Source organism: Prescottella sp. D32, assembly GCF_037287305.1.
Lineage (GTDB): Bacteria > Actinomycetota > Actinomycetes > Mycobacteriales > Mycobacteriaceae > Prescottella > Prescottella equi.
Map to the genome: position 1 here is coordinate 15781 of NZ_JARBSW010000001.1, position 24002 is coordinate 39782.

Annotated in this window: 15 protein-coding genes; all 15 read right to left on the bottom strand. The window is 68.8% G+C overall.

The window, feature by feature from the left end; genetic code table 11:
• Nucleotides 1-41: 41 nt before the first annotated feature.
• Entirely contained in the window at nucleotides 42-1586 is a 1545-nt protein-coding gene (locus PSS76_RS00060; protein WP_005516310.1) for an acyl-CoA carboxylase subunit beta, read from the bottom strand.
• Complete coding sequence (pks13, locus tag PSS76_RS00065; protein WP_337455721.1) at nucleotides 1587-6512, bottom strand: polyketide synthase Pks13; 4926 nt, start codon at nucleotides 6510-6512, stop codon at nucleotides 1587-1589.
• 31 nt (nucleotides 6513-6543) lie between these two features.
• Nucleotides 6544-8439 (bottom strand): long-chain-fatty-acid--AMP ligase FadD32, encoded by a 1896-nt coding sequence (gene fadD32 / locus PSS76_RS00070; RefSeq protein ID WP_005516312.1) that lies wholly within the window; start codon nucleotides 8437-8439, stop codon nucleotides 6544-6546.
• Nucleotides 8440-8676: 237 nt separating this feature from the next.
• Entirely contained in the window at nucleotides 8677-9678 is a 1002-nt protein-coding gene (locus PSS76_RS00075; protein WP_005516313.1) for an LLM class F420-dependent oxidoreductase, read from the bottom strand.
• A 162-nt stretch (nucleotides 9679-9840) separates the two neighbouring features.
• Nucleotides 9841-10827, bottom strand: coding sequence for a cutinase family protein (locus PSS76_RS00080; RefSeq protein ID WP_175271765.1), 987 nt, complete (start codon nucleotides 10825-10827; stop codon nucleotides 9841-9843).
• Nucleotides 10828-10833: 6 nt separating this feature from the next.
• On the bottom strand, nucleotides 10834-11391 hold the full coding sequence (locus tag PSS76_RS00085; protein ID WP_013414513.1) for a DUF732 domain-containing protein: 558 nt from the start codon (nucleotides 11389-11391) through the stop codon (nucleotides 10834-10836).
• 115 nt (nucleotides 11392-11506) lie between these two features.
• Nucleotides 11507-13396, bottom strand: a complete 1890-nt coding sequence (locus PSS76_RS00090) for an alpha/beta hydrolase-fold protein (protein ID WP_013414512.1) — start codon at nucleotides 13394-13396, stop codon at nucleotides 11507-11509.
• Nucleotides 13397-13611: 215 nt separating this feature from the next.
• Complete coding sequence (locus tag PSS76_RS00095) at nucleotides 13612-14610, bottom strand: alpha/beta hydrolase (RefSeq protein ID WP_005516318.1); 999 nt, start codon at nucleotides 14608-14610, stop codon at nucleotides 13612-13614.
• Between the two features lie 291 nt (nucleotides 14611-14901).
• Nucleotides 14902-16818 (bottom strand): arabinofuranosyltransferase AftB family protein, encoded by a 1917-nt coding sequence (locus PSS76_RS00100; RefSeq protein WP_337455722.1) that lies wholly within the window; start codon nucleotides 16816-16818, stop codon nucleotides 14902-14904.
• On the bottom strand, nucleotides 16796-17701 hold the full coding sequence (locus PSS76_RS00105; RefSeq protein WP_005516321.1) for a decaprenyl-phosphate phosphoribosyltransferase: 906 nt from the start codon (nucleotides 17699-17701) through the stop codon (nucleotides 16796-16798). The genes PSS76_RS00100 and PSS76_RS00105 overlap by 23 nt, the downstream gene beginning before the upstream one ends.
• Nucleotides 17698-18213 (bottom strand): phosphatase PAP2 family protein, encoded by a 516-nt coding sequence (locus tag PSS76_RS00110; RefSeq protein WP_013414510.1) that lies wholly within the window; start codon nucleotides 18211-18213, stop codon nucleotides 17698-17700. The genes PSS76_RS00105 and PSS76_RS00110 overlap by 4 nt, the downstream gene beginning before the upstream one ends.
• Nucleotides 18197-20047 carry a glycosyltransferase gene (locus PSS76_RS00115; RefSeq protein WP_337455723.1) on the bottom strand — a complete coding sequence of 617 codons (1851 nt, stop codon included), beginning with the start codon at nucleotides 20045-20047 and terminating at the stop codon, nucleotides 18197-18199. Before PSS76_RS00115 ends, PSS76_RS00110 begins: the two co-directional genes overlap by 17 nt.
• Entirely contained in the window at nucleotides 20044-21261 is a 1218-nt protein-coding gene (glf, locus tag PSS76_RS00120; protein ID WP_005516324.1) for a UDP-galactopyranose mutase, read from the bottom strand. Before glf ends, PSS76_RS00115 begins: the two co-directional genes overlap by 4 nt.
• An 82-nt stretch (nucleotides 21262-21343) precedes the next feature.
• Complete coding sequence (locus tag PSS76_RS00125; RefSeq protein WP_013414507.1) at nucleotides 21344-22102, bottom strand: MerR family transcriptional regulator; 759 nt, start codon at nucleotides 22100-22102, stop codon at nucleotides 21344-21346.
• Nucleotides 22103-22245: 143 nt separating this feature from the next.
• Nucleotides 22246-23964, bottom strand: a complete 1719-nt coding sequence (locus PSS76_RS00130) for a SpoIID/LytB domain-containing protein (RefSeq protein ID WP_069855303.1) — start codon at nucleotides 23962-23964, stop codon at nucleotides 22246-22248.
• Between the last annotated feature and the right edge of the window lie 38 nt (nucleotides 23965-24002).

Sequence of the window (24002 nt, forward strand, 5' to 3'; positions counted from 1 at the left end):
GCGAGCGCACAAAGGGTCCCTTCAGCTTGGAGACGAAGAGGTCAGAACGGAAGCAGATGATGCTTGCGCGGGTTCTTGAACACCTTCTTGTCGCGGAGCAGGGTGAGTGCCTTGCGGATCTCGAGGCGGGTGGTCGACGGTTCGATGACGGCGTCGATGTAGCCGCGCTCGGCCGCGATGTACGGCGTCGCGACGTGCTCGTTGTAGAAGTTGATGAGCTGCGCGCGAACCGCGGGGGCGTTGTCGCCGGCGGCCTCGATCTGCTTGCGGCCGATGAGGTTCACCGCGCCCTCGGCGCCCATGACCGCGATGCGTGCGGTGGGCCAGGCGAGGTTGACGTCGGCGCCGAGCTGCTTGGAGCCCATCACCGCGTATGCGCCGCCGTACGCCTTGCGCACCACGACGGTCACCTTGGGGACCGTCGCCTCGACGTACGCGAACAGGAAGCGGCCGCCGCGCTTGATGACACCGACCTTCTCCTGCTCCACGCCGACCAGGAAGCCCGGAGTGTCGACGACGAACACCAGCGGGATGTCGTAGGCGTTGCAGACGCGCACGAAGTGAGCGCCCTTGTCGGAAGCCGCCGCGTCGAGCGCACCGGACAGCTGCATCGGCTGGTTCGCGACCACACCCACCGGGCGGCCGTCGACCCGCGCGAAGCCGGTGATGAGGTTCTGCGCCGACTGGCTCCGAACCTCGAGGAACTCCCCGTCGTCGAAGATCTTGAGGAGGACGTCGTGCATGTCGTAGCCGGCGTTGTCGGCGTCGGGCATGAACGCGTCGAGCGACCGATCGTCCTCGGTGATCTCCGGCTCGAGGCCCGGGTTGATGATCGGGGGCTTCTCGGTGCAGCTAGACGGCATGTAGCTGAGGTACTGGCGCGCGTACTCGAACGCCGCCTTCTCGTCGGGCGCGACGTGGTGGATGTTGCCGTACTCGGCCTGGTTCCGCGCGCCGCCGAGCTCGTCGAGGCTGACGTCCTCGCCGGTGACCGACTTGATGACGTCCGGCCCGGTGACGAACATGTACGACTCTTCGGTCGCGATCACGATGTCGGTGTTGATGGGCGCGTACACGGCGCCGCCGGCGCACTTGCCGAGGATGATCGAGATCTGCGGGCACATGCCCGACAGCGGCTCCTGGCGCCGGCCCATCTCGGCGTACCACGCGAGCGAGGTCACCGCGTCCTGGATGCGGGCGCCGGCGGACTCGTTGATACCGACGACCGGGCAGCCGATCTTGATGGCGAAGTCGTTCACCGCGGCGACCTTGCGGCCGAAGATCTCGCCGGCCGCCCCGCCGAAGACGGTCTGGTCGTGCGCGAACACCGCGACCGGCCGCCCGTCGACCAGGCCGTGGCCGGTGACGACGCCGTCGCCGTAGGGATTGGAGTCGTCGCCGGGCTGACGGGCCAACTGGCCCATCTCGACGAACGTGCCCGGGTCGAGCAGCATCTCGATCCGCTCGCGCGGCGTCGGCAGACCCTTGTCCTTGCGCTTCTGAATCGCTCTGGGGTTACCCGGGGCCTTCGACAGCTCGAGCTTTTCGTGCAGTTCCGCAAGCTTTTCTGCGGTGGTGGTGCTCACTCAGTTGCTCCGCTTCTCGATCTCGGCCAGCTTGTTCGACAGGTCCGCGCCGACCTTGGAGATGTAGGGCTCGTCGACGATCTGGATGTGGTCGCCACCGATGTAGACGACCTCCAGGTTCTTCGCCACGTCACCCCAGCCGCCGTCGGGCTGTCGAGTCCCGAACGAGGGCTCGAGGTTGATCGCGTCCTCGTGGTAGCTGTCCGCCATGTACAGCACGACGTCGCCGTCGTACGGCTGCGGATCCGCCGTCTGGATGGCCCGGTTGTCGAGCCACGACGTCCGCTGGTGCTCGATGATGCCGCCGGGGATCTTCGCGCCGCTGAGCTTCAGCAGATCCATGAGGATCCCGATCTGCTCCTCGTCGCTGCCCGCCTCCGCGAGCCGATCGAACGGCAGGGGTGCATCGACACCGTACGTCTTCTTCGCGAACTTCGCGTAGCGCTGCCAACGGGCCCGGATCTCGTCCGGGGTGTCCTCGACCTTCTCACCGGCCATGACGGTGTCGATCAGGCCGACGACGCGGACGTCGGCGCCCTGCTCACGCAGCTGCCGCGCCACCGCGTAGGCGAGTACGCCGCCGAGCGACCACCCGGCCAGCACGTACGGGCCGTCACCCTGGATCTCCCGCAGCAGCGGCACGTACGCCGCGGCGCGCTCGTCGATCGGGCCCTCGACCCGCTCGAGACCGAACATCGGGGTGTGCGCGGGCAGGCGCTTGAGCAGCGGCTCGTACGCCACCGTCGACCCACCGGCCGGATGGAACACGAACACCGGCACGGCGTCCGAGCCCTCGGCGCGCGGACGCAGCGTGCGCACCAGTCCGTCGATCTTCAGGCCGTCCTCGAGGTGCTGACGTACCGTCTCGGCGAGCTGCTCGATGGTCTCGGCGTCGAGCACGTCGTCGACGGTGATCTCGCCGCCCGACCGCTCGGTGAGACGAGCCGCCAGCTTCTCCGCGTCCTCGTCGCCCAGGATCGGCAGCGTGCCGAAGATGCCCGGCGCCGACTTGCCGGTGACGACGGCCCACGACGCGAACGTCAGACGCTCGGCCGCGTCCCGCGGCGGGACGTCGACCTCGCCGGACTCGGCCGGAGCCTTCGCCGTCTGCTGCTCGGCGACCGGGGCCGCGACAGCCTCGACCGTCTCGCCGGCGTCCTTGTCCGCCTGCTGCTGCGCGGCCATCGCCGCGACCTCCTCGCGGTTCTCCACCGCGTAGCGCAGGTACTTCGCGACGTCGTGCAGACTCGCGTCCTTCACCGCGGCCAACTGCAACTGCGGGATGTCGAACTCGTACTCGACGCGGTTCTTGATCCGGACCGCCATCAGCGAGTCCAGACCCAGCTCGATCAGCGGGATCTCGCCCGGCAGATCCTCCGGCGCGTAGCCCATCGACTCCGCGACGATGATCGTCAGCCGGTCCTCGAGCGACTGCGAGCTCTCCGGATCCCAACGATCGCCGAACGATTCCGCGGACTCGGTCGACACCTCGTCGGACACCGCGGGCTTGGTCACGGCCGCGGCGACCACCGGCTCGGGCAGCGCCTCACCGGACGACACGACCGCGTCGTACACCAGCGCGAACCCGGCATCGGACTTCCCGTGCACCTGCACCGACGCGCCACCGAGATGCGGCACCAGCGTGGTGGTCAGGGTCCCGGCCGCCGGCACGTCGCCGTGCGCAACGGCGCCGGTCAGCGCGACGTCCGCGAACAGCTGTTCCGCGGCCGCGGTGACGAGTGCACCGAGATCGGTGACGGCGGAGGCCTGCACCTCCCACGCGTGCCGGCCGTCGGGCAGCGCGACGTGCGCACCCGGGACGCGCGTGTTGCCCGACGTGGAGACCCGCGCCTCGATCCAGTGCCGCTTGCGCAGGAACGCGGTGCGCGGCAGGTCGGCGAAGGCGCCGGCCGGGAGCAGCGACGGCAGGTCGACGGAGTGCCCGTGGACATACAGCTGCGCGAGGGCGGTGAGCACGCCGAGCGGCTCGTCCTCCTTGCGCTTGAGCGTCTGGATCAGCTGGGTGTCGGCCACGCCGGCGGCCCACGCGGTCGCGGCGACCGACATCAGCGTCACCGGGTTGGGCGCCAGCTCGACGAACGTGGTGTGTCCGGCGTCGACGGCGGCCTTCACCGCGTTGGTGAAGTAGACGCTGTGCCGCAGACCCTTGGTCCAGTACTCGACCGGGTGGATCGGGGCGTGGCCCGCCGGGTAGTACGCGTCCTGATCGACGGACGAGTACTGCCCGACCTTCAGCTTGTACGGCTCGATGCCGGCCAACTCGGCCGCCAGCTCACCGAGCAGCGGATCGACCTGCGACGTGTGGCTCGCGCCCTTGGTTTGCAGGACCCGAGCGAGCTTCTCCTCGGCCTCGGCGCGCGCGACGATCGCGTTCACCTCGGGCTCGGGGCCACCGATGACAGTGTGGGTGGGGGCCGCGTAGACGCACACCTCGAGGTTCGGGAAGTCCGGCAGAACCTTCTCGATCTCCTCGGAGCTGTACTCGACGAGCGCCATCAGGCGGATCTCGTCGCCCTCGAGCAGGCCCTCGGCCTCGCCCATCAACCGCGACCGCGAGCAGATGACGCGGACCGCGTCCTCGAGCGACAGGCCGCCCGACACGTATGCGGCGGCGGCCTCACCCATCGAATGTCCGACCAACGCGGCCGGCTCGGCGCCGTGGTGGCGCAGCGTCTTGGCGAGCGCGACCTGGATCGTGAAGATGCCGACCTGCGACGTCTCGACGTCGTAGTCGATCGAGTCGTCGAGGAACTTCTCCTTCATGGAGTAGCCGGCCTCGTCCTCGATCAGCGCGTCGACCTCGTCGACGGCCGCGCGGAACACCGAGTTCTCGATGTACAGCTGCTTGGCCATCTTGCGGTGCTGCGAGCCATAACCCGAGAACACCCAGACCGGGCCCTTCGCGGCGGGCGCGTCGGCGGTCAGCACGCCCGGGGCGGGCTTGCCGGCGGCGACGGCGCGCAGGCCGGTGACGGCCTCGGCGCGGTTCTTCGCTATCACGACGGCGCGGGAGCGGCCGTGGTTGCGCTTGGCGAGGGTGCGCGCGACGTCGGCGAGCGGCGTGCGGCTGCCCTCCTCGGTCTCGAGCCAGTTGGCCAGGTCCTCGGCGGCACGACGACGGCGCGACGGCATCGACGCCGACACCGCCAGCAGGACCGCGGTCTCCGCGACCTCCACGGCGTCCGACGCCGCATCGAGCCCGACCGACTCGGCGGCCTCGGCGAGCATCCGCTCCGCCTCGGCCTCGATGGTGGTGTTCTCGTTGTCGAGGTCGATCGGCTCCGCCGCGACCCCGTCGGTCTTCGCGGAGCCCGTGTACTCACGGACCACGACGTGCGCGTTGGTGCCACCGAAACCGAAGCCGGACACGCCCGCGACGGCCTGACCCGTGTAGCGCGGCCACGCCGTCGCCTCCGGGATCACCTGCAGGTGCGCCTTGTCGAACTGGATGTACGGGTTGGGGCCCGCGTAGTTGAGCGACGCCGGGATGACGTCCTCCTGCAGCGCGAGCACGACCTTGATCAGGCCCGCCGCGCCCGCGGCGGCCTCGAGGTGACCGAAGTTGGTCTTCGCGGATCCGAGCAGCGCCGGCTTGTCGTCGTCACGGCCGCGGCCGACGACGCGGCCGAGCGCGTCCGCCTCGATCGGGTCGCCGAGGATGGTGCCGGTGCCGTGCGCCTCGATGTAGTCGACACCGGACGGCGCGATGCCCGCGTCGCGGTAGGCGTGGCGGAGGCAGTCGGCCTGCGCGTCCGGGTTCGGCGCGAGCAGGCCGTTGGAGCGGCCGTCCTGGTTGACCGCGGAACCCGCCACGACCGCGAGGATCGTGTCACCGTCGCGCTCGGCGTCCTCGAGCCGCTTGAGCACGACGATGCCGCCGCCCTCGGCGCGGACGATTCCGCTCGCGTCGGACGAGAAGGCCTTGATCTTGCCGTCCTCGGTGAGGACGCCGCCCTCGTCGAAGCCGAGCGTCGCGGGCGGGGCGAGCAGCATGTTCACGCCACCGGCCAGCGCGATCTCGGACTCGCCCGAGCGCAGGCTGCGGACCGCCTGGTGCACCGCGACGAGCGACGACGAGCACGCCGTGTCCAGCGCGATCGACGGGCCGCGGAAGTCGTAGAAGTACGAGACACGATTCGCGACGATCGCCGTGGACGTGCCCGTCAGGGCGTACGGGTGCGCCGACGCCGGATCGCTCACCGCGAGCAGCTGGTAGTCGTTGGCCGACGAGCCGAGGAACACACCGACGTCGCGGCCCTTGAGCGCGCTCGCCGGAATGTGAGCGTGCTCGAGCGCCTCCCACGTCAGCTCCAGCGCCAGCCGCTGCTGCGGGTCCACGTTCTGGACCTCGAGCGGCGACATCGCGAAGAACTCGGCGTCGAAGCCGTGCACGTCGTCGAGGTAACCACCCTTGGTGGCGGCCTTCTCCACGGCGGCCGCGACATACGGATCGGCGGTGAACTCCGTCCAGCGGCCCTCGGGCAGATCGGTGACCGCGTCACGGCCCTCGATCAGCAGCTTCCACATCTCCTGCGGCGTGTGCCCGGCGCCCGGGAAGCGCGTCGCGAGGCCGACGATCGCGATGTCGTGCGACTGCCCGCCCGGGACGCCCCCGCGGTAGTACGCGGCGTCGTCGCCGTCCGCAGGCAGATCCGGCTCACCCTCGATGATGCGGGTGGCCAACGAGGCGATGGTCGGATGCTGGTAGACGACCGTGGCCGAGAGCGTGACGCCCACGAGATCCTCGATCTCCCCCGACAGCGCGACCGCGTCGCGGGAGGAGAGACCGAACTCCTCCAACGGCCGATCGTCGGATATCGCCGCCGCCGGTTGCCCGGTGGCCTCAGCGATCCAGTTACGCATCCACTCGCGCAACTGCGCGACCGTCATCTCGTGTTCAGCCATCAACTCACCAAGCTATCCGTCAGAAAAGGATCTAGTCGGAAACGGCGTCCGGGAACGCGGTCTGGGTGTGGCCGCCACGCAGCGTCCCCTCGACGTACGCCGCCTTGCACGCGCGGCGGGCAAGCTTGCCGCTGGACGTACGAGGAATCGAGCCGGCCGGAACCAGCAGCACGTCGCGCGCAGTGACACCGTGCCGCGCCGAGATCGCGGCGCGAACGGCGTCCGCGATCGGCTGCGGGTCGGCCTTGCCGGCACCCGGCGCACGCTCCGCGACGATGACCAGCTGCTCGGACGCGTCGTCCTGGTCGAAGACCAGTCCGGAATGCGAGTTCTCGAACACCTGGGGCGGCAGCTGGTTCGCCGGGCAGGCGAACGCGGCGACGAACCCGGGGCGCAGCGCCGAGCTGGCCTCCTGCGCCGAGTACTCGAGATCCTGCGGGTAGTGGTTACGGCCGTCGACGATCACCAGATCCTTGACGCGGCCGGTGATGTAGAGCTCGCCGTCGACGAACACGCCGTAGTCGCCGGTGCGCAGCCAGTTCGCGTCGTCCGGCGCGCCCTCGGCGTGCGAGTCCGCGGGCAGGCGCTGGAGCAGCTTGTTGTGGAACGTCTCGGCGGTCTCCTGCTCGCGACCCCAGTACCCCTGCCCGATGTTGTCGCCGTGCAGCCAGATCTCGCCGACGTAGCCGTCGGGACGCTCGGCGGCGGTCTCGGGATCGACGATCGTGGCCCACTGGCTACGCGAGACGGCGCCGCACGCCACCTGCGCGACCGCGCCCGGGGCGTCCTGGTCGACCTGGACCATGCGGCCCGCGTTGAGCTCGTCGCGGTCGACGTACATGACCTTGGCCTCGTCCGACGGGTGCGTGGTCGAGACGAACAGCGTGGCCTCCGCCATGCCGTACGACGGCTTGATCGCCGTCTTGGGCAGGCCGTACGGCGCGAACGCCTCGTTGAACTTGCGCATCGACGACACCGTGACCGGCTCGCTGCCGTTGATCAGGCCGATGACGTTGCTCAGGTCGAGGTGCTCGCCCTCCTTGGGCAGACCGCGGATCGCCGCGTGCTCGAACGCGAAGTTGGGGGCCGCGGCGTACGTTCCGGCGCCGTCGGCGATCGCCGCGAGTTCCTTGATCCAGCGGTAGGGACGCTGGACGAACGCGCGCGGGCTCATGATGGTGATGTACTGGCCGCCGAGCGCGGGCAGGATCACGGTCAGCAGACCCATGTCGTGGTAGAGCGGCAGCCAGGTGACACCGCGCGAGTGCTCGCTCAGGCCGAGCGAATCGACCATCTGGAGCACGTTGGTGGCGACACCGCGATGCGTGATCTCGACACCGGCCGGCGTCCGGGTGGAACCGGACGTGTACTGCAGGTAGGCGATGTCGTCGAGTTCGATCGCGGGACGGACCCAGGTGTCGCCGACACTGTCCGGGATCGCGTCGACGGCGATGATCCGGGGACGCTTCGCGGCGGGCAGCGAACGGAAGAACTGACGGACACCGGCCGCCGACGAGGTCGCGGTCAGGATCGCGGCCGGCTCGCAGTCGCCGAGAACGGCGTGCAGGCGGTCGGTGTGGCCGGGCTCGTCCGGATCGAACAGCGGAACCGCGATGCGACCGGCGTGGATGGCCGCGAAGAAGGACGTCACGTAGTCGAGGCCCTGCGGCGCGAGGATCGCGACGCGGTCGCCGTACTCGGTGACCTGCTGCAGACGGGCGGCGACAGCACGAAGACGCAGACCGAACTGGCCCCAGGTCAACTCGTGCGCTTCGCCGTCACGCTCGCGCGAGTAGTCGACGTAGCGGTACACCAGGTCGCCTGCGTTGTTGCGCGTGTGCTCGTCGACGTAGTCGATCAGCGTGTGCCCCGGCGTGAGCCGGATGTGGCCGTGTTCGTCGAGGTAGTCGTCGAACATCGCGTTCATTCCTTCTCCTGTCGAAGCGATCACACAACCATCAACCGACATGGTTGCGCCCCAGACTTCCTTCGCCGCGCGGATTCATCGTTAGTTCTCTGTTTCGTCGGTCGTGGCCTGCTTCTTGTCGTTGCCCGTGACTACCCTTTCCCTTTGTAGCCACTCGCAACTTGCGGGACGTAGACGACACGCCTACGAGTCGGTCCATCGACTCGAAACCAGCAACATGTTACAGATGCGCATCGTCTACTCGCCCCGGAGCAATGGGATCACCGGCGCGAATGCTTCCATCTGAGTCGGAAAGACGCCCACATATGACATCGACGTCTTCTCCCGCACGTTACGGATCTGATCTGCGATCTCTTCGTGCGTGCCGATCGCCAGGTACGGCGAGTCGAGGAGCTCCTGCACCGACAACGTGGTGTCGACCTCGATGTTCGGCGGGAAACCCTGGTCGAGTGCGGCCAGCGCCATCTCGGCGGCCTGCTCCCGGTCGTCGGTGACCATGATCGTGGTGATGGTCCAGTTCAACTCGATGTCGTCGAACCGGTCGCCGGCGGCGTCCCGGATTCGTTCGACCCGCTCGATGGTCTTCTCCATCGTGATACCCGACAGCAGAAGACGACCGTCCTTACTCGTGGGTGTGGCCACCGAGATGATGTCGGCGTACTTGGCTGCCAGAGCCAGCATCCTGGGGCCTCCGCCACCGACCGCGATCGGCGGACGCGGGCCCTGCCGCGGACGGGGACTGCCCTTGAGGCCGCTGATCCGGTAGTGCTCGCCCTCGAAGTTGCACTCCTGGCCACGCAGCAGCGTGTCCAGAATCTGCAGGGACTCCTCGAGTTTCGCAATTCGGACACCGGGGCGTTCGTACTCGATGCCGCCCTTGTCGAACTCTTCCTTCATCCATCCGGCACCGATGCCGAGTTCCAGACGGCCGCCCGAGAGGACGTCGATCGTGGCGGCATCCTTGGCGAGCACCGCGGGATGCCGGAACCCGTTCGCGAGAACGGCGGTGCCCAGTCGGATCCTGTCCGTCGCGACGGCGAGCGCGCCGAGTGCCGCGATCGGCCCCACCTGGTTGCCCAGGTGATCGGGGATCATGAAGCTGTCGTAGCCGAGCTCCTCGGCCTTCTGCGCGAGCTTGAGAAATCGACGAGCACCACCCTCTTCGGCATTACCCTCGCCGCCGGCCGCGAACCGGAACTTGCGCGGCGCGCAGACGTCCGAGACGTCGGTGGAACCCATCAAAGCCTTCTTCCTCGTTCACGCATGCAGCCCCCTGCCTGTTCCGGCACAACCAATCAAGCATAGGGATCCACCCCCTTGACCCGTGATCGGGTCGCGAGCACGGACATTACCGCTCGTGAGGCTACTGAGGAGTCGGTTCGGCCTACGACTTTCGGCGGATCACTCGTGCGCAGGCGCTGGAGCTGCGTCGATCTTGTCCGCGGCCCAGTTCGTGATCCATTGCGTGGCGGTCGTGCCGTTGCCGTCCACGACGAATGTGTTGTACATCGCATGGATCGGATTGTTGTAGTACTCGGTCAACCTCGACGCGCTGCTGAGCCAGTTGCCGACCTTGAGCGCCTCTGCGGGTGCGTCGCAGATTCCGTCGCTGGGGGCACAGATCTGGACCGCGCGATCCGCCAGCGCTCCGAAGCCTCCCGGCCGCACACCGGTCATCGTGATCCCGGGCAGCTTCAGCCCCGCGAGCGACAGCTCCGCACCGACACCGGCGACCGGCGGCCCGATCGTCGGCGCGGCGGCGGGATCACGCCTGCCGTCGGCGATCACGCCGACGCCCAGCACCAGATCCGGCGACACCGGGCCGTCCCCGGCGCCGATCCGCGCCGCGACATCGCCCGCGATCACGGCGCCCTGCGAGAAGCCCGTCAACAGATACGTCGTGAGCGGGCACTCCGCGTGCCGGCGCTCGATGAGGTCGATCGTCGCCGCGGTCCCGGCCGCACGCGAATTGTTGTACGACTCCTGGCCGTCCGGCGGGAGCGCGATCGGATTGGAGAACTGCGCGACGTACGGGACCGTGTAGACGTCGGCGCGGTCCGGCGAGAAGCGCTCCTGCAGCGGCCGGGTCACGTTGAGCATGAGCGACGCGGGATTGGCCGTCGGGTTGTACGGGTCGTCGGCAGCGTTGGACTCCCACGTGCCGGGCACCGAGATCACCTGGACGTCGGGGCAGTCCGCCGGCTGGGCCGCCGGTGGCGTCGGACCCGGCGGTGTCGGCGGCCCCGGCTCGGGCACTCGCCCGGCCAGCAGGTACCACACCGCCACGACGACTAGCACCAGGATCGTCGCGAACACTGCGACGATCCCGAAGCGCCTACGCCCCCGGTTCTTCCCGACCTTCCGCGTTCCGCGGCCGCTCACACTCACGCGCGGCTACCGGCAGTACTCGGCCTGGGCGACCTGAATGTAGATCCCCGCGTTCTTGCCGGCCTGCTCGGGCGTGATGTCCTGGCCCGACGCGGTCGCCTCGCTGCCGACGGCGGCCGTGACGAACGTGGAGATCTCCTCGTTGGAGCTGCCCTGTTCCTTCGCGGCACAGATGTAGTCGGCGGTCGAGACGGCGATCTGGCCGTCACCGGCGGGCGTGATGCCCTCCTTCTTCAGACCGTCCAGGAATGCCTGACCGCGCGGGTCGATCGGCACCTCGGTGGGGCCGGGGAAACCGCTCGGCACAGGCTGCTGCTGCTCGACGGCGTCGGTGGTGGCCTGGCTGCCGCCGCCGGAGGGAGCGGGCGTAGCGGCGTCACCCGTCGTCTTGCTCGACGGCGCCTTGGTGGTGGTGGACGCGACGGCGGACGTGGTCGACGGCTCCCCCGTGGCCGACGAATCGTCGTCGCCGCAGGCGACCAGCAGCCCGCCGGCGGCGACTACGAGCGCGCTAGTCACGACGGTGCGTGCGAGCGCGGAACGGGTACGGGAGAAGTGCGACATGTCAGTCCTCGAGTTTGCTGTGTCGAAACAATGTCTTGAAACAGGCTACATACGATGCGGGGCGGCGCCCGGATCCTCCGATCCGGTCACCGCCCCGCGCGTAGTCGGACCATCGTCAGGCGATGGTCGCCTTTCCGTCCTTGACGGTGATGACGCCGTGCTGGAACTTCTGCTGCACGCCGCCCGGAACGTCGAACTGGTCGCTGATCGGGTAGCCCAGTCGTCCGTTCTCGTAATTCTCCTTCGCCCAGGCGTCGAAGATCGGGCCGTTCTTCACCGACCAGGCACCGCTCGCCGGGCTCCAGTAGATGTTGCCGCCCTGGAAGCGGTTGAAGGCGCCGAAGTCCCGGATACCGATCTCATTGGTCAGCGGCAGACCGAGCCAGCCGCCCTCCCAGCCGAGTTCGCCGTACTTCTTGATGATCAGACCCTGGACCGAGTGCGTACCCGTCGGCTCGCTCCAGTACATCGAACCGATCTCGAAGTCCTGGACCAGGCCGTCCTTGCCCTGCAGCTTCTTCTGGTCGGCCCTCGGGTAACCGAGCGGGCCCGTCTCGTAGCCCTGCTTGACCCACTCGTCCCTGATCGGGCCGCTCACCGCGTGGGCGCCGGTCTGCGGCGTCCAGTAGATCGAGCCCTTCTGGAAGTGGTTGAAGCGGCCGCGGCCGTCGGGGGTGCCGTTCTCCGGGGTGGTCGGGAACCCGAGCGCGCCGCCCGGTCCGTTCGCGCCCTGGTAGGCGCCGCCGATACGTCCCGCGACGGGCTGTGCGCCCGAGCCCTGCGAGAAGAAGATGCGTCCGAAGCGGAAGTCCTGCGCGACGCCGCCGGGCACCGAGTACTCGCCGGTGAGGCAGTCGCCGAGCCAGTTGTTGCCGTTCGCGACCGGCGCGATCGCACCGCCCACGCCGCAGCCCGGCTTGTCGGCGTCGACGCCGATCGCCTGGGCGAGCTGGGGCCACAGCTGGTGCAGCTCGAACTCCCAGTACGGCCACGAATGCGTGCCCGACGGACGGTAGTTGACCGTCGCGGGGATGTTCAGCTTGCGCAGCTTGGTGGTGAACGTCTGCGACGTCAGACGCGACAGGATCTCGAGACCCATACCCGCGTAGTTGGTGCTGATGCCCGGGATGCCGGACGGCTGGTCGTACGGGCCGGTGGTGCCACTACCGCTGGAGACGTAGAGGCTCATGCCCTTCAGCTTGTCGGCCAGCAGGTACGGATCGTGGGCGGCCCACGCGTCGTTGGTGGGGTTGCCCCACATCGCGTCGGCGTCGTAGCCGCCGGCGTCGCTCATCGCGTAGGAGATGGCCTGCGGCATACCGAGCGTGGTGGTCGTGAGGATGCCCGACAGCGAGCCCGCGAACTTGAAGAAGCCGGGGTTGCGTGCCGACAGCATCATCGCGGACGTGCCGCCCATCGACAGACCGACGACGCCACGCGTCTGCGTGGTGCGCCACTCGTTCTCGAGGATCGGCGGAAGTTCCTTGGTGAGGAACGTCTCCCACTGGTAGTTGTGGCCGTTGTTCTGGTCGAGCCAGTCGGCGTAGAAGCTGGACTGGCCGCCGATCGGCATCACGACGTTGACGTTCTTGTCCGCGTAGAAGGCCTCGGCGTCGGTCTCGAGCGTCCAGCCGTTCTCGTCGTCCCGCGCTCGCATGCCGTCGAGCATGTAGACGGCGGGGAACTTGGCGTCGGGCTTGGCGTTCCAGTCGCGCGCGAGGAGCAGCTGCACCTGGATCGGGACACCCATCGACGGCGAGTTCACCCACACCGCGACGCGACGGTCGGTGAGCCAGTCGACCTTGCTGATGGTTCCCGGCGCACCCGCCTGCACGGTGGCGGTGCCACCGGGGGTGCCGAGGGACTGTGCACCGGCGGTACCGACCGAGGTGATGCCCGCCGCGATCGGCATGACAAGCGCGGCTGCGGCGACGCTGAGCGCCCTCCTTCGCCACCTACCTTCGGTGCCGGCGCGGTACGACGACCGCTCGAGACCTGATCGCATGGGGACAACTCTCCTTCGTCGTGGCGGGCGCCCCTCGGGGCCGAGAACGTCGCTTCCTTACTACACGGCGGAAGGGACGATGCGGGGTTGCCTCGCTGGGGCGGTAAGTGAATTTTTCGATCCGGGCCGGGCGCAGTCACCTGCGCCCGAACGCGGGACGCCTTCCCCCGCACGAGCTGTGCGGGGGAAGGCGTCTCACGTCACGTCATGGGATGTCACCACGCGTTCAGAGTGTTCAGGATCTGGCCGCGGGCCTTCCACAGTTCCTCGGACCAGTAGCCCCACGCGTGGGTGCCGTTGGCCGGGAAGCTGTAGGTCGCGGGGATCTTCAGCGAGGCGAGCTTGAGCTGGAAGGCGCGAGTGTTGACCAGCGACAGCGCCTCCAGGCCCATCGCGTTCGCGGCGTTGTAGTAGTCGATCGCCTTCTTCGGGTTGTCGTACTTGCCCGGCAGGCCACTGGCGGCCGAGATGTACATCGACAGGCCCTCGAGCTTGGGCGCGAACACGAACGGGTCGTTGCGCAGCCAGTTCGGGCTCCACGGCGGACCCCACATCGAGTCGACGTTGTAGCGGCCCGCGTCGAGCATCGCGATGCGGATCGCCTCACGCATGCCGGGCGCCGAGATGTGCAGGTAACCGGAGAGCGAGCCGGCGAACTTGAACTGATCGCGGTGGTACGCAGCGAGAGTGAGGGCCGCCGAGCCACCCATCGAGAGTCCGAGGACGCCGTTGTTGGTCCGCGAGACGCCACGGGTCTCGAGGTAGGCGGGAAGTTCCTCGGTCAGGAACGTCTCCCACTTGTAGGTGATCTTCTGCCCGTTGAAGTTGCTGGGCGCGTACCAGTCCGTGTAGAAGCTCGACTGTCCGCCGACCGGCATCACGAGAGTGAGGTTGTCGAGGCGGTACTGCTCGAGCGCGTTGGTCTCGAAGGTCCACGCGTTCGCGTCGTCGCGGGCCCGCAGGCCGTCGAGCAGGTAGAGGGCAGCGTCGCCACCCCGTGCGGCCCACTGGATCTGAACCTTGATCGGGCCCATGCTCGAGTCGACGAAGACTTCCTCGTATCCGCCGGCCGGGGCACGGTGCACGGCAGGCGCTGCCGTTGCGACGGCCGTGCCGGCGATTCCGGCAACCACCGGCAGGACCAGCGCTGCGGCGGACACACCGAGCAGGCGCTGCTTGAGGCGCCGGGTAAGCCTCTGTCGATCAAAACGCATGGATACTGCTCTCTCTTCGTCTTCGTCCGCGGCACCGCTCGAGGAGCGTGCCGACCCGATTCCGTCGGGGAAGCAGGGCCGCACCACCGCAAGGGAGATAACGATCCTGTTTCAGGTCACACTGCGCTCGGAGGACTTTATGTCACGCGGTGCACATAGACAAATGCCCTCGAAACGACAACGGCGGCATCCGATGCCGCCGTCGCGCCACTGGATGATCATCGACTCCGGTGGGCTCGGCGTTACACAAAAGAGACAAATCCGCTGGTCCGACACGACGGTCGGCGGCGATCAGGGCTGCGGAACCTCGAGACCGCACCGCTGGATCTCGTAGGCCGGCACCCGGTCGATCCGGTAGTCGGCGAACTCGAACGACCGGCGGAGGTTCTGCTTGAATCGCGCCCACGTCAGGTCCGCCCGGTACGAGGCGAGCAGGTCCTGGGTCTGCGGGCAGGTCAGTGCCACCCGGGCGTCGGCCACCCAGCGCTCGTCCATGAACGGCGGGATCCACGGGTGCAGTCCGACCATGCCGGCGTCGGCGACGATCCAGTCCGGCGCGAGATCCTTGTCGTGACCGATGCGCCCGTCCTCGATTCGATCGGTGTGCGCCGCAATCGGGTTCGCCAGGCCGATGTTGTCGAGAACCCGCACGTCGAGCGAGGTGTTCATCGACGCCATCCCCAGCATCGGGAAGAAGACGGTGTGCCCGGCGCCGCCCTCCGGCGGCACACCCGGGGGCGGAACGACGTACATGAAGTCGTGGTTGCCGGCGGAGATGACGACGCCGCCGTTGGGGCTGGCGGCGATCGACTCGGCGATGGCCCGGACCCGCGGGAAGTCGAGGTAGTCCTCGGCGCGGATGGGGTGCGCGTGGCCGGTTTCGAGCGAGTAGAACGCCCGCTCGTCGACGATTCCGTTGCGGCCCACGACGGTGCCGTTCGGCATGCCGTCGGAGTTCGCCGCCCACAGCGCCCATCCGACGACGCCCGCCCACGTCGCCAGCGACACGACACCGACGATCATCGCGCGGCGGTCCTCCCGATCGCGGCGGGTCGGAAGTCGCACCGGCACGACGGCAACGGGGAGCAGTAGGCAGAAGAGGGCGGGCAGCAGCGTCCGGCCGTGCATGAAGTCGCCACCGACGCGAATCGAGTACGCCGCGGACACGATCCCACTGCCGAGCATGAAAGCCACCGCGGCACCGGGACTGCGCAGCCAGGTCCGGAACCGGTGCACGCGCGAGGAGTGCGCAGAATCGGGGGCGGCGGGCTGCCGGGAGGGGACCGGACGGCGCAGGAGCCAGACGACGAGCCCGGCGACGCACAGGAGCAGGATCGGGACCCACAGCTTGTAGGGGTCGACCAGGTTCTGCAGGTATTCGAAGCCCTTGCCCCACTTGGAGCCGCCGGCTTCCTTCGTCACCGCGGTGTTCGGGTAGGGCAGCCCGTAGTAACCCATGCGGAAGATCTGGTACGCCACCGGCACCGCACCGGCGACGACGATCACGGCCACCCTGAGCCGTGGGCTCATGCCGGTGGCCAGTAGCACCATCAGGAGCGCCCCGGCACCGAGCAACGCCATCTCCGGCCGAACCAGCGGTGCCAGTCCGGCGACGAAGGCCAGCACCAGGATCGACGACGTCGACGGCGCGGACGCCTGCGCCCACCGCAACAGCAACAGCGACAGCAGGGCGATCCAGAAGATGACCAGGCAGGTTTCCAGCCCGGACGTTGCGAAGTCACGCGCGGGGACCAGCGCGATGTAGACCAGCGCGCCGGCAGGCAGCAGCACGGTGGGGCCGGACATCCTGCCCCGGTAGAGCCGCCGCGCCGTGACCATCGCCAGCACGATCGCCGATGTGGAGAGCACGAGCGCGATGCCGAGCACCACGTATTCGAGCCGAGCCTGGGTCACCCATCCGACGACGTAGACGAGGTACGTCCACAACGTGCTGGTGTTCGCCTCGACCCGCTCGCCCGCGTTGAACACGGGGCCGTTGCCGGCCAGCAGATTGCGGACCGTGCGCAGCACGATCAGCCCGTCGTCGGCGATCCACCGTCGCTGCCACGCCCCCCACGCGAAGAGGAGCGCCGTCAGCGCGACACCGCCGACGAAGACCGCACGCGAGATCCGCTCCCCCAGGGGGCGCGACTCGGTGTCGGTCTCGTCGGCGGCAGAAGTCGGCTCAGACGAGGTAGACAGCAACACCTACTACTCCGATCCAGGCAATCGCGAGGAACTGGAGCACCCGGTCACCCAGTGCAATTTCTTCCGGTTCGCCCGCCTCGCCACCGTCGACGTCGACCGCGTAGCGGAGGATCGCGATCGTGAAGGGCACCATCGAGATGGCGAACCAGTTGGTGTCGTTGGCGCGATCCTGCTCGAACGCCCACAGGCCGTAGCAGATCACGACCGCGGTCGCGGACAACGTCCACACGAACCGCAGGTAGGTGCCGGTGTAGTACTCGAGCGACTTGCGGATCTTCGCACCGGTGCGCTCCGCGAGCTGCAGCTCGGCGTACCGCTTGCCGGCCGCCATGAACAGCGAACCGAACGCCATGATCAGCAGGAACCACTGCGACAACGGGATCTCGGCGGCGACGCCACCGGCGATCGCGCGCAGCAGGAAGCCGGACGAGACGATGCAGATGTCGAGCACGGCCTGGTGCTTGAGCCCGAAGCAGTACGCCAGCTGGATCCCGATGTACACGGCCATGACCACGGCCAACTGCCAGTTCGCGACGAACGACAGCAGGATCGAGCCGGCGAGCAGCACGACCGCCATGGCGTACGCCATGTTGACCGGCAGCACACCGGCCGCGATGGGCCGGTAACGCTTGGTCGGGTGCGCGCGGTCGGCCTCGACGTCCATTGCGTCGTTGACGAGATAGATGCCGGACGCGGCCATGCAGAACACGACGAACGCGAGCGCGACCGGCAACAGCACGTCGGCTTCGGTGACGGACCCGGCCGCGAGAGGCGCGGCGAGGACGAGCACGTTCTTGACCCACTGACGCGGGCGGACGGCTTTGACGATGCCGCCGGCCAGGGTCTTCGGGGGCCCGGTGACGACTGCAGGCTCCTCGCTCATTTCACTCCAAACTTCTGCTCGGCCCGCAGCACGGCAGCCGCGGACACGGCGCCGAGTGCCGACCCCGCGAGCACGTCGGTCGGGTAGTGCACTCCGAGAACGAGGCGTGAGAGCAGCATCGGCGGGATCAGTACCGCAGGCAAGGGTAGCCCGGTGAGCCGGCCGAGCAGCACTGCCGCCGCGGTCGTGGACGTGGCGTGCGACGACGGGAAGCTCAGCTTGCTCGGCGTCGACACGTTGACCTGGACGGACGGGTCGTTCGGGCGGGGACGGCGGACGACGCGCTTGATGGCGATCGACGCCGCGTGCGCACCGAGGGCGCCGACGGCGACACCTGCCCAGCGGCGGCGGCGCGGCTTGTCGAGCGCGGCGCCGACACCGGCGACGGCGACCCAGCCGAGGGCGTGCTCACCGAAGTGCGACATGCCCCGCGCGGCCTTGACGACCGCCGGCGCGGCGCCGATGGTGCCCTGGACGGTCTGCAGGATCCGGACCTCAGATGCCGAAGACACGTTCCCACCTTTCCTTGCTGGTCAGGTCCGGCGCTGCGGCACGGTACTCACGGGCGAGCTCGGGGAACCGCTCGGCCAGTTCCCGGCGCAGGCGCAGCGCCTCCTTGAACAGGCGCGCGGCAACCTTGGGGTCTCGCTTGCGGTAGACGACGCCACGACCGTCGGCCGTGGTGACGGTGACACCGTCGACCTGCGACAGCAGGAACCAGCGGGCGTCGAGCGTCGGGACGTTCAGCTGCGGCGTGTCGAGGTGCTCACGCTTGGTCTTCTTGACGTTGTGGACCAAACCCTTGACCAGGCGGGTGGCGATGGCCACCTTGCCCGTGGGCAGGCCGACGTCGCCGACGTCGGCCTGCGAGGGCTCGGGCAGGCTGGTCGACGACGGCAGCACCACGGCGTCGGGGTACTGCTTGCGGAGCGCGTGGACGGTGCCCAGCGCGGTGGGCAGCAGGTCGGCAACGTGCTCGGGCCCGGCGAGGAAGTCCTCGATCGCGAGGTTCTGGATCGCGACCGTCGAGTACTCGAGGCACATCAGATGCTTGACGGTGGCCTTGACCGTGTGGCGGACCAGGCCGGTGATGCTGTCCGGCATGTGCAGCGCGGCGACGACGAGGCGGTTCCGGAGGTGGAAGTACGCCTGCCAGTCGATGGCGTCGTCCTTGTCGCTCCACGCCATGTGCCAGATCGCGATGCCGGGCACCGTGACCGTGGGGTAGCCGGCGCGATGGGCGCGCAGCGCGTACTCCCAGTCGTCCCACTTGATGAAGAGCGGCATCGGGAGCCCGATCTCCTCCGCGCACACGCGCGGAATCATGCACATCCACCAGCCGTTGCCGTCGACATCGATCCGGCGGTGCAGGTTCTTCGAGTGCTCGCGGTCGCTGAGCGGATACCGGGAGAAGTCGTGGTCGTACTCGGCGTTCGGCGCTCCGGCCCACATCGTGACGGAGCGGTCGATGACCTCGCCCATGGTGTGCAGGTGGCTGCGCTCCTGCAGGTTGAGCATCTGACCGCCGACGAGCATCGGGCTCTTCGCGAACCGCGACATCGCGAGCGCGCGCAGGATCGAATCCGGCTCGATCTCGATGTCGTCGTCCATGAACAGGATGTACGGGCTGTCGGTCGTCTTCAGCGCCTCGTACATGATGCGGCTGTAGCCACCGGAACCGCCGAGGTTGCCCTGGTCGTGGATGGCCAGGCGGTCCCCGAGGATCGCCGCGGCCTCCGCGAAACCGGGTTCGTCGCGCACCTTGCGGGTGCCCTGGTCCGGCATGATGACGGCGTCGATCACGTCGAGCACGAGCGGGTCGGACGCCAGCGCGGCGAGCGCCTTGACGGCGTCGGTGGGGCGGTTGAACGTGGGGATACCGACGGCGACGCGCCCCTCACCGGGAGCGTCCACCGGTGCGTGCCAACCGGCGCCGATCAGTTCCACCTCGGTGTCGGTGGTGATGTCGAACCAGATCCAACCGCCGTCCTCGAACGGGCCCAGATCCACCTCGAACTCGAGCGTGCCTTCGCGGAACTCCTTGCCCTCCACGTGGATTCGCGAGCCGTCCGCCTTGGAGCGGTAGACGTCGACGCGGCAGTGCCCGTTCAGCTCCAGCCGCAGCAGGACGGACTCGAGCACCGTCCACCGACGCCAGTAGCTGGCCGGGAACGCATTGAAGTAGCTGCAGAACGACACCTCGGACTCGGCACCGATCGACAGCGACGTGCGCGACGTCGCGTGCGCCCGCCGGGCATTGGTCGTCGACTCCTCGGCGTAGAGGCTGCGGACGTCGAGCGGCTCGCCGGGCCTGGGCAGCAGGACCCGCTGGAGCAGCGCACTCACGCGAGCTCTCCGGCCAGCGGCGCGCCGGACTCGAGGTGCGGCCGCAGCGTGTTGTCGAACATCGACAGCGCGCTGGCGATGGCCATGTGCATGTCGAGGTACTGGTAGGTGCCCAGGCGTCCGCCGAACAGGACCTTCGACTCCGCGGCCTCGGCCTTGGCGCGCACCCGGTAGGCCTCGAGCTTGGCCCGGTCCTCGGGGGTGTTGATCGGGTAGTACGGCTCGTCGCCGTTCTCCGCGAACCGGGAGAACTCGCGCATGATGACCGTCTTGTCCGTGGGGTAGTCCCGCTCCGGGTGGAAGTGGCGGAACTCGTGGATGCGGGTGAACGGCACGTCGGCGTCGTTGTAGTTCATGACCGGGGTGCCCTGGAAGTCGCCGGTCGGCAGGACCTCGGTCTCGAAGTCGAGGGTGCGCCAGCCCAGCTCGCCCTCGGCGTAGTCGAAGTAGCGGTCCAACGGTCCGGTGTACACGACCGGGGCGTCGGGGCTGGCGGCGCGGATGTCGTCGCGGACGTCGAACCAGTCGGTGTCCAGCCGGACCTCGATCTTGTCGTCCTTCGCCATGTTCTCGAGCCACGCGGTGTAGCCGTCGACGGGCAGACCCTCGTAGGTGTCGTTGAAGTAGCGGTTGTCGAACGTGTACCGGACGGGCAGGCGGCTGATGTTGCCGGCGGGCAGGTTCTTCGGATCGGTCTGCCACTGCTTGGCCGTGTAGTCGCGCACGAACGCCTCGTACAGGGGGCGGCCGATCAGCGCGATCCCCTTCTCTTCGAGGTTCGCCGCTTCCTTGACGTCGAACTCGGCGGCCTGCTCGGCGATGAGCGCTCGGGCCTCGTCCGGGCTGAAGTACCGGCCGAAGAACTGCGAGACCAGGCCCAGGCCCAGCGGGAACTGGTAGGCCTGGCCCTTGTGCATCGCGAAGACGCGGTGCTGGTAGCCGGTGAACTCGGTGAACTGGTTCACGTAGTCCCACACCCGCTTGTTGGACGTGTGGAACAGGTGGGCGCCGTACTTGTGGATCTCGATGCCGGTCTCGGGCTCCGCCTCGGAGTAGGCGTTGCCGCCGAGGTGGTGCCGGCGCTCGACCACGAGCACGCGCTTACCGAGCTGCGTCGCGGCCCTTTCGGCGATCGTCAGTCCGAAGAATCCGGATCCGACGATGATGAGGTCGTACTGACCTGCGGACGGCTGGGGCGCGTTTTGGGCAGTCACGGAAAACAGGGTAGGCGACTCCGTCGCCTGTGCGCCTTTCCGGTGGCGCGAACCACCGAAAAGGCGCACGGGCGCGGAGCGCCTACAGGGCCACCCCGAACGCGAGCATCGCGTCCCGTACGAACTCGGCGGTGCCTGGGCCGTGCCGGTCGTAGTGCTTCGCGAACCGCGGATCGGACACGTACATCTCCCCCAGGCCCGCGAAGGCGTCGGCGGTGGGACGCCGGTCCTGCCAGCCTGCCGCGACCCACTCGTAGTGCCGTCGGGTGATCGCCAGCACCTCGGCTGAGTCGGGTGCGAGGCCGGCCGCGTGCGCTCGCCCGAACTCGGCGGCGATGTCCAGTTGGTCCTGCTGGAAGCCGGTCTTGTCGGCATCCGACAGGGTCCGCCACCAGCGGTCGCCGCGGTCGTAGGCGTCCCGGCCCCACCGTTCGACCACTTCTTCCTCGTAGCGCGTGTGGTCGAATCCGTCGAACATCTCCTCGGCCATCAGTGGCTCTCCTCTTCTCGTCCTGTCCAGCGTGGTTCGCACCGACGCGATGCGGCGCCGCAGTCGCTCCTGCTCCTCCTCGAGCAGTTCCAGGTGCGTCGTGAGCGCGGACAGGGTGTCCATGTCTCCTGCCAGCACCTCGGCGATCGCGGTCAGCCCCAGCCCCAGATCGCGGAGCAGCAGGATCCGCTGCAGTCGCACCAGCGCCGCCTGGTCGTAGTGGCGGTAGCCGCCCGTCCCGATCCGGCTGGGGGCGAGCAGACCGATGCTGTCGTAGTGCCGCAGCGTCCGGCTCGTGGTCCCGGTGATCCGCGCGAGCTGCTGGATCGACCACTCTCCGGTCCGCTTCATGTCGCCTCCTCGGTGCGTCGGTACCACCAGCCTGCAGGTTGACGCAGCGTCAAGGTCAAGGGGAATTCCCCGCTCGACGAGAAAAGGGGCAGGGCCACCGCGCTGTGCGGTGGCCCTGCCCCTTCTCGGGTCCTGCGGATTTCCTATCCGGCGACGACGTCCGTTTCCGCCGGCGCCGGCTGCACGACGACACTCGAGTCGACGACCCGCGTGCCGAGCGTGGGCGTCCACACGATGGTGCCGCCCGCGTAGGTCCGGAACTTGCCCGATTCGTCGACCAGCATCAGCTCGGGTCCCGTCGGTTCACCCAGCGTGCCGGCCGCGCCGCCGAGTTCCCGGTACTTGGCGTCGATGGGCGACTCCTCCGCCGGGGCGGCAGCTTGCTCCACGGGAGCAGCGATGGGTTCGGCGATCGCGTCACCCGCTGCAGCAGCGAACGGGAGGGGTGCGGCCGAGCCCGGCGGCAGCGGGGGCAACGGGGGCAGCGGCGGCAGGAGCGACTCCACCGACCCCGGGGTGATCTCGGGCAGCGGCGGCAACTCCGGCAGCGGCAGCGACTCGAGCGAGCCCGGCGGGAGCGGCAGGCCCGGGATCGGCCCGGGCGCGCCGGGGCCACCGACGGTGAACCAGTCCGACTTGAGCCCGAGCTTCCACCTGGCCTCGTCGCCCGAACCCTCGACGGTGCGGGCCGTTCCCACCACCTTGACGCGGGTGACGCGACCGCCGTCGGCGCCGAGGTTGTTGCGACCGATGACGTCGAAGGAGATCAGCTCGCCGACGCCGTACGCGTTCGCGATGGCTCCGGCGGTGACGGTCTGCTGCCAGTTGCGGTTCGGTGAGACGACGTCACCCTCGTCGACGACGGCCGGGAAGACGCCGCCGGCGGTGAATCCGCCCGAGGACGACGAGAACTCGGCCGCCATGATCTGGTTGCCGCGCTTGATGACGGTTCCGCTCGTGGTGCGGACGGCTTCGGTGGTCCGCCAGTCCTCGTTGGACGATCCGCGGTAGACCTGGCAGGACTGGGTGTCGCAGGTCTGCGCGTAGCCGTAGCGGCGCTCGGCCGCGGCGTACGAGCGCGCCGCGATGGCCTGCGCCCGCAGCGCCTCCCTGCCACCGGAGTCGGCCCACGACGGGATCGACTCGGAGGGAACGACACTGTAGAGATAGTCCTCCATCAGCACACGGTTCACGGTGCGCCAGGCGCCGTTGCCGTCCCGGGTGGCGTTCATCGCGCCGCGATACGGGACGTTGCCGTCGCACAGGCGCAGATGCTCGTTGGCCGGACGGTTGGCGCCGAGGTTGACCGGGTCGACCCAGGGATGGTTGGTGGAGCCCCGCCAGATTTCCCGGCCGGTGCACCCTTCGGTGACGGTGACGTCGGCACCGCCGGGCGTCGGGACGAGGTGCGCGGCCGAGTTCGGCCCGAAGTACCGGCCCGCGACGTTGAGACCGGCCTGCGCGTAGACGTCGAGGCGCTTGTCGTCACGGCCGATCAGACGTACCGCGACGAAGGGATCGGCCACCTGACCGAGCTGGGTGTTGCCGTAGTAGTGCCCGACGATGCGTTCGGCGGTCCACCCGAAGTTCTTCGCGTAGCCGTAGGCGCCGTACTGCCCCATGCCGCGGCCGTGCCCGTAGCCGTGCCCGTACAGGGTGACGGGCGTATCGGCGGCGACGACGGGCGCGATCTCCGAGTCCGGGCCGCGATCGACGACCGTCAGCGCGACCGCGGCGCCCACGGCGAGGGCCGGCACCAGGCCGAGGGCGGCGAGGCGCCCCACGGAACGCGACGGGCGCCTGCCCGGACGTCGGCGACGCAGGACACGATCTGCGGAAATGCGAAGGCGGGGGGTCGCCATAGGCTCGCTCCTCATCACTGGGTTCTGGGGGTCGTGCG

Coding starts and splice junctions, on each gene's coding strand:
- pks13 (WP_337455721.1), bottom strand. CDS start 6,512: ATGGCTGAACACGAGATGACGGTCGCGCAGTTGCGCGAGTGGATGCGT.
- fadD32 (WP_005516312.1), bottom strand. CDS start 8,439: ATGAACGCGATGTTCGACGACTACCTCGACGAACACGGCCACATCCGG.
- PSS76_RS00075 (WP_005516313.1), bottom strand. CDS start 9,678: ATGGGTTCCACCGACGTCTCGGACGTCTGCGCGCCGCGCAAGTTCCGG.
- PSS76_RS00085 (WP_013414513.1), bottom strand. CDS start 11,391: ATGTCGCACTTCTCCCGTACCCGTTCCGCGCTCGCACGCACCGTCGTG.
- PSS76_RS00090 (WP_013414512.1), bottom strand. CDS start 13,396: ATGCGATCAGGTCTCGAGCGGTCGTCGTACCGCGCCGGCACCGAAGGT.
- PSS76_RS00095 (WP_005516318.1), bottom strand. CDS start 14,610: ATGCGTTTTGATCGACAGAGGCTTACCCGGCGCCTCAAGCAGCGCCTG.
- PSS76_RS00105 (WP_005516321.1), bottom strand. CDS start 17,701: ATGAGCGAGGAGCCTGCAGTCGTCACCGGGCCCCCGAAGACCCTGGCC.
- PSS76_RS00125 (WP_013414507.1), bottom strand. CDS start 22,102: ATGAAGCGGACCGGAGAGTGGTCGATCCAGCAGCTCGCGCGGATCACC.
- PSS76_RS00130 (WP_069855303.1), bottom strand. CDS start 23,964: ATGGCGACCCCCCGCCTTCGCATTTCCGCAGATCGTGTCCTGCGTCGC.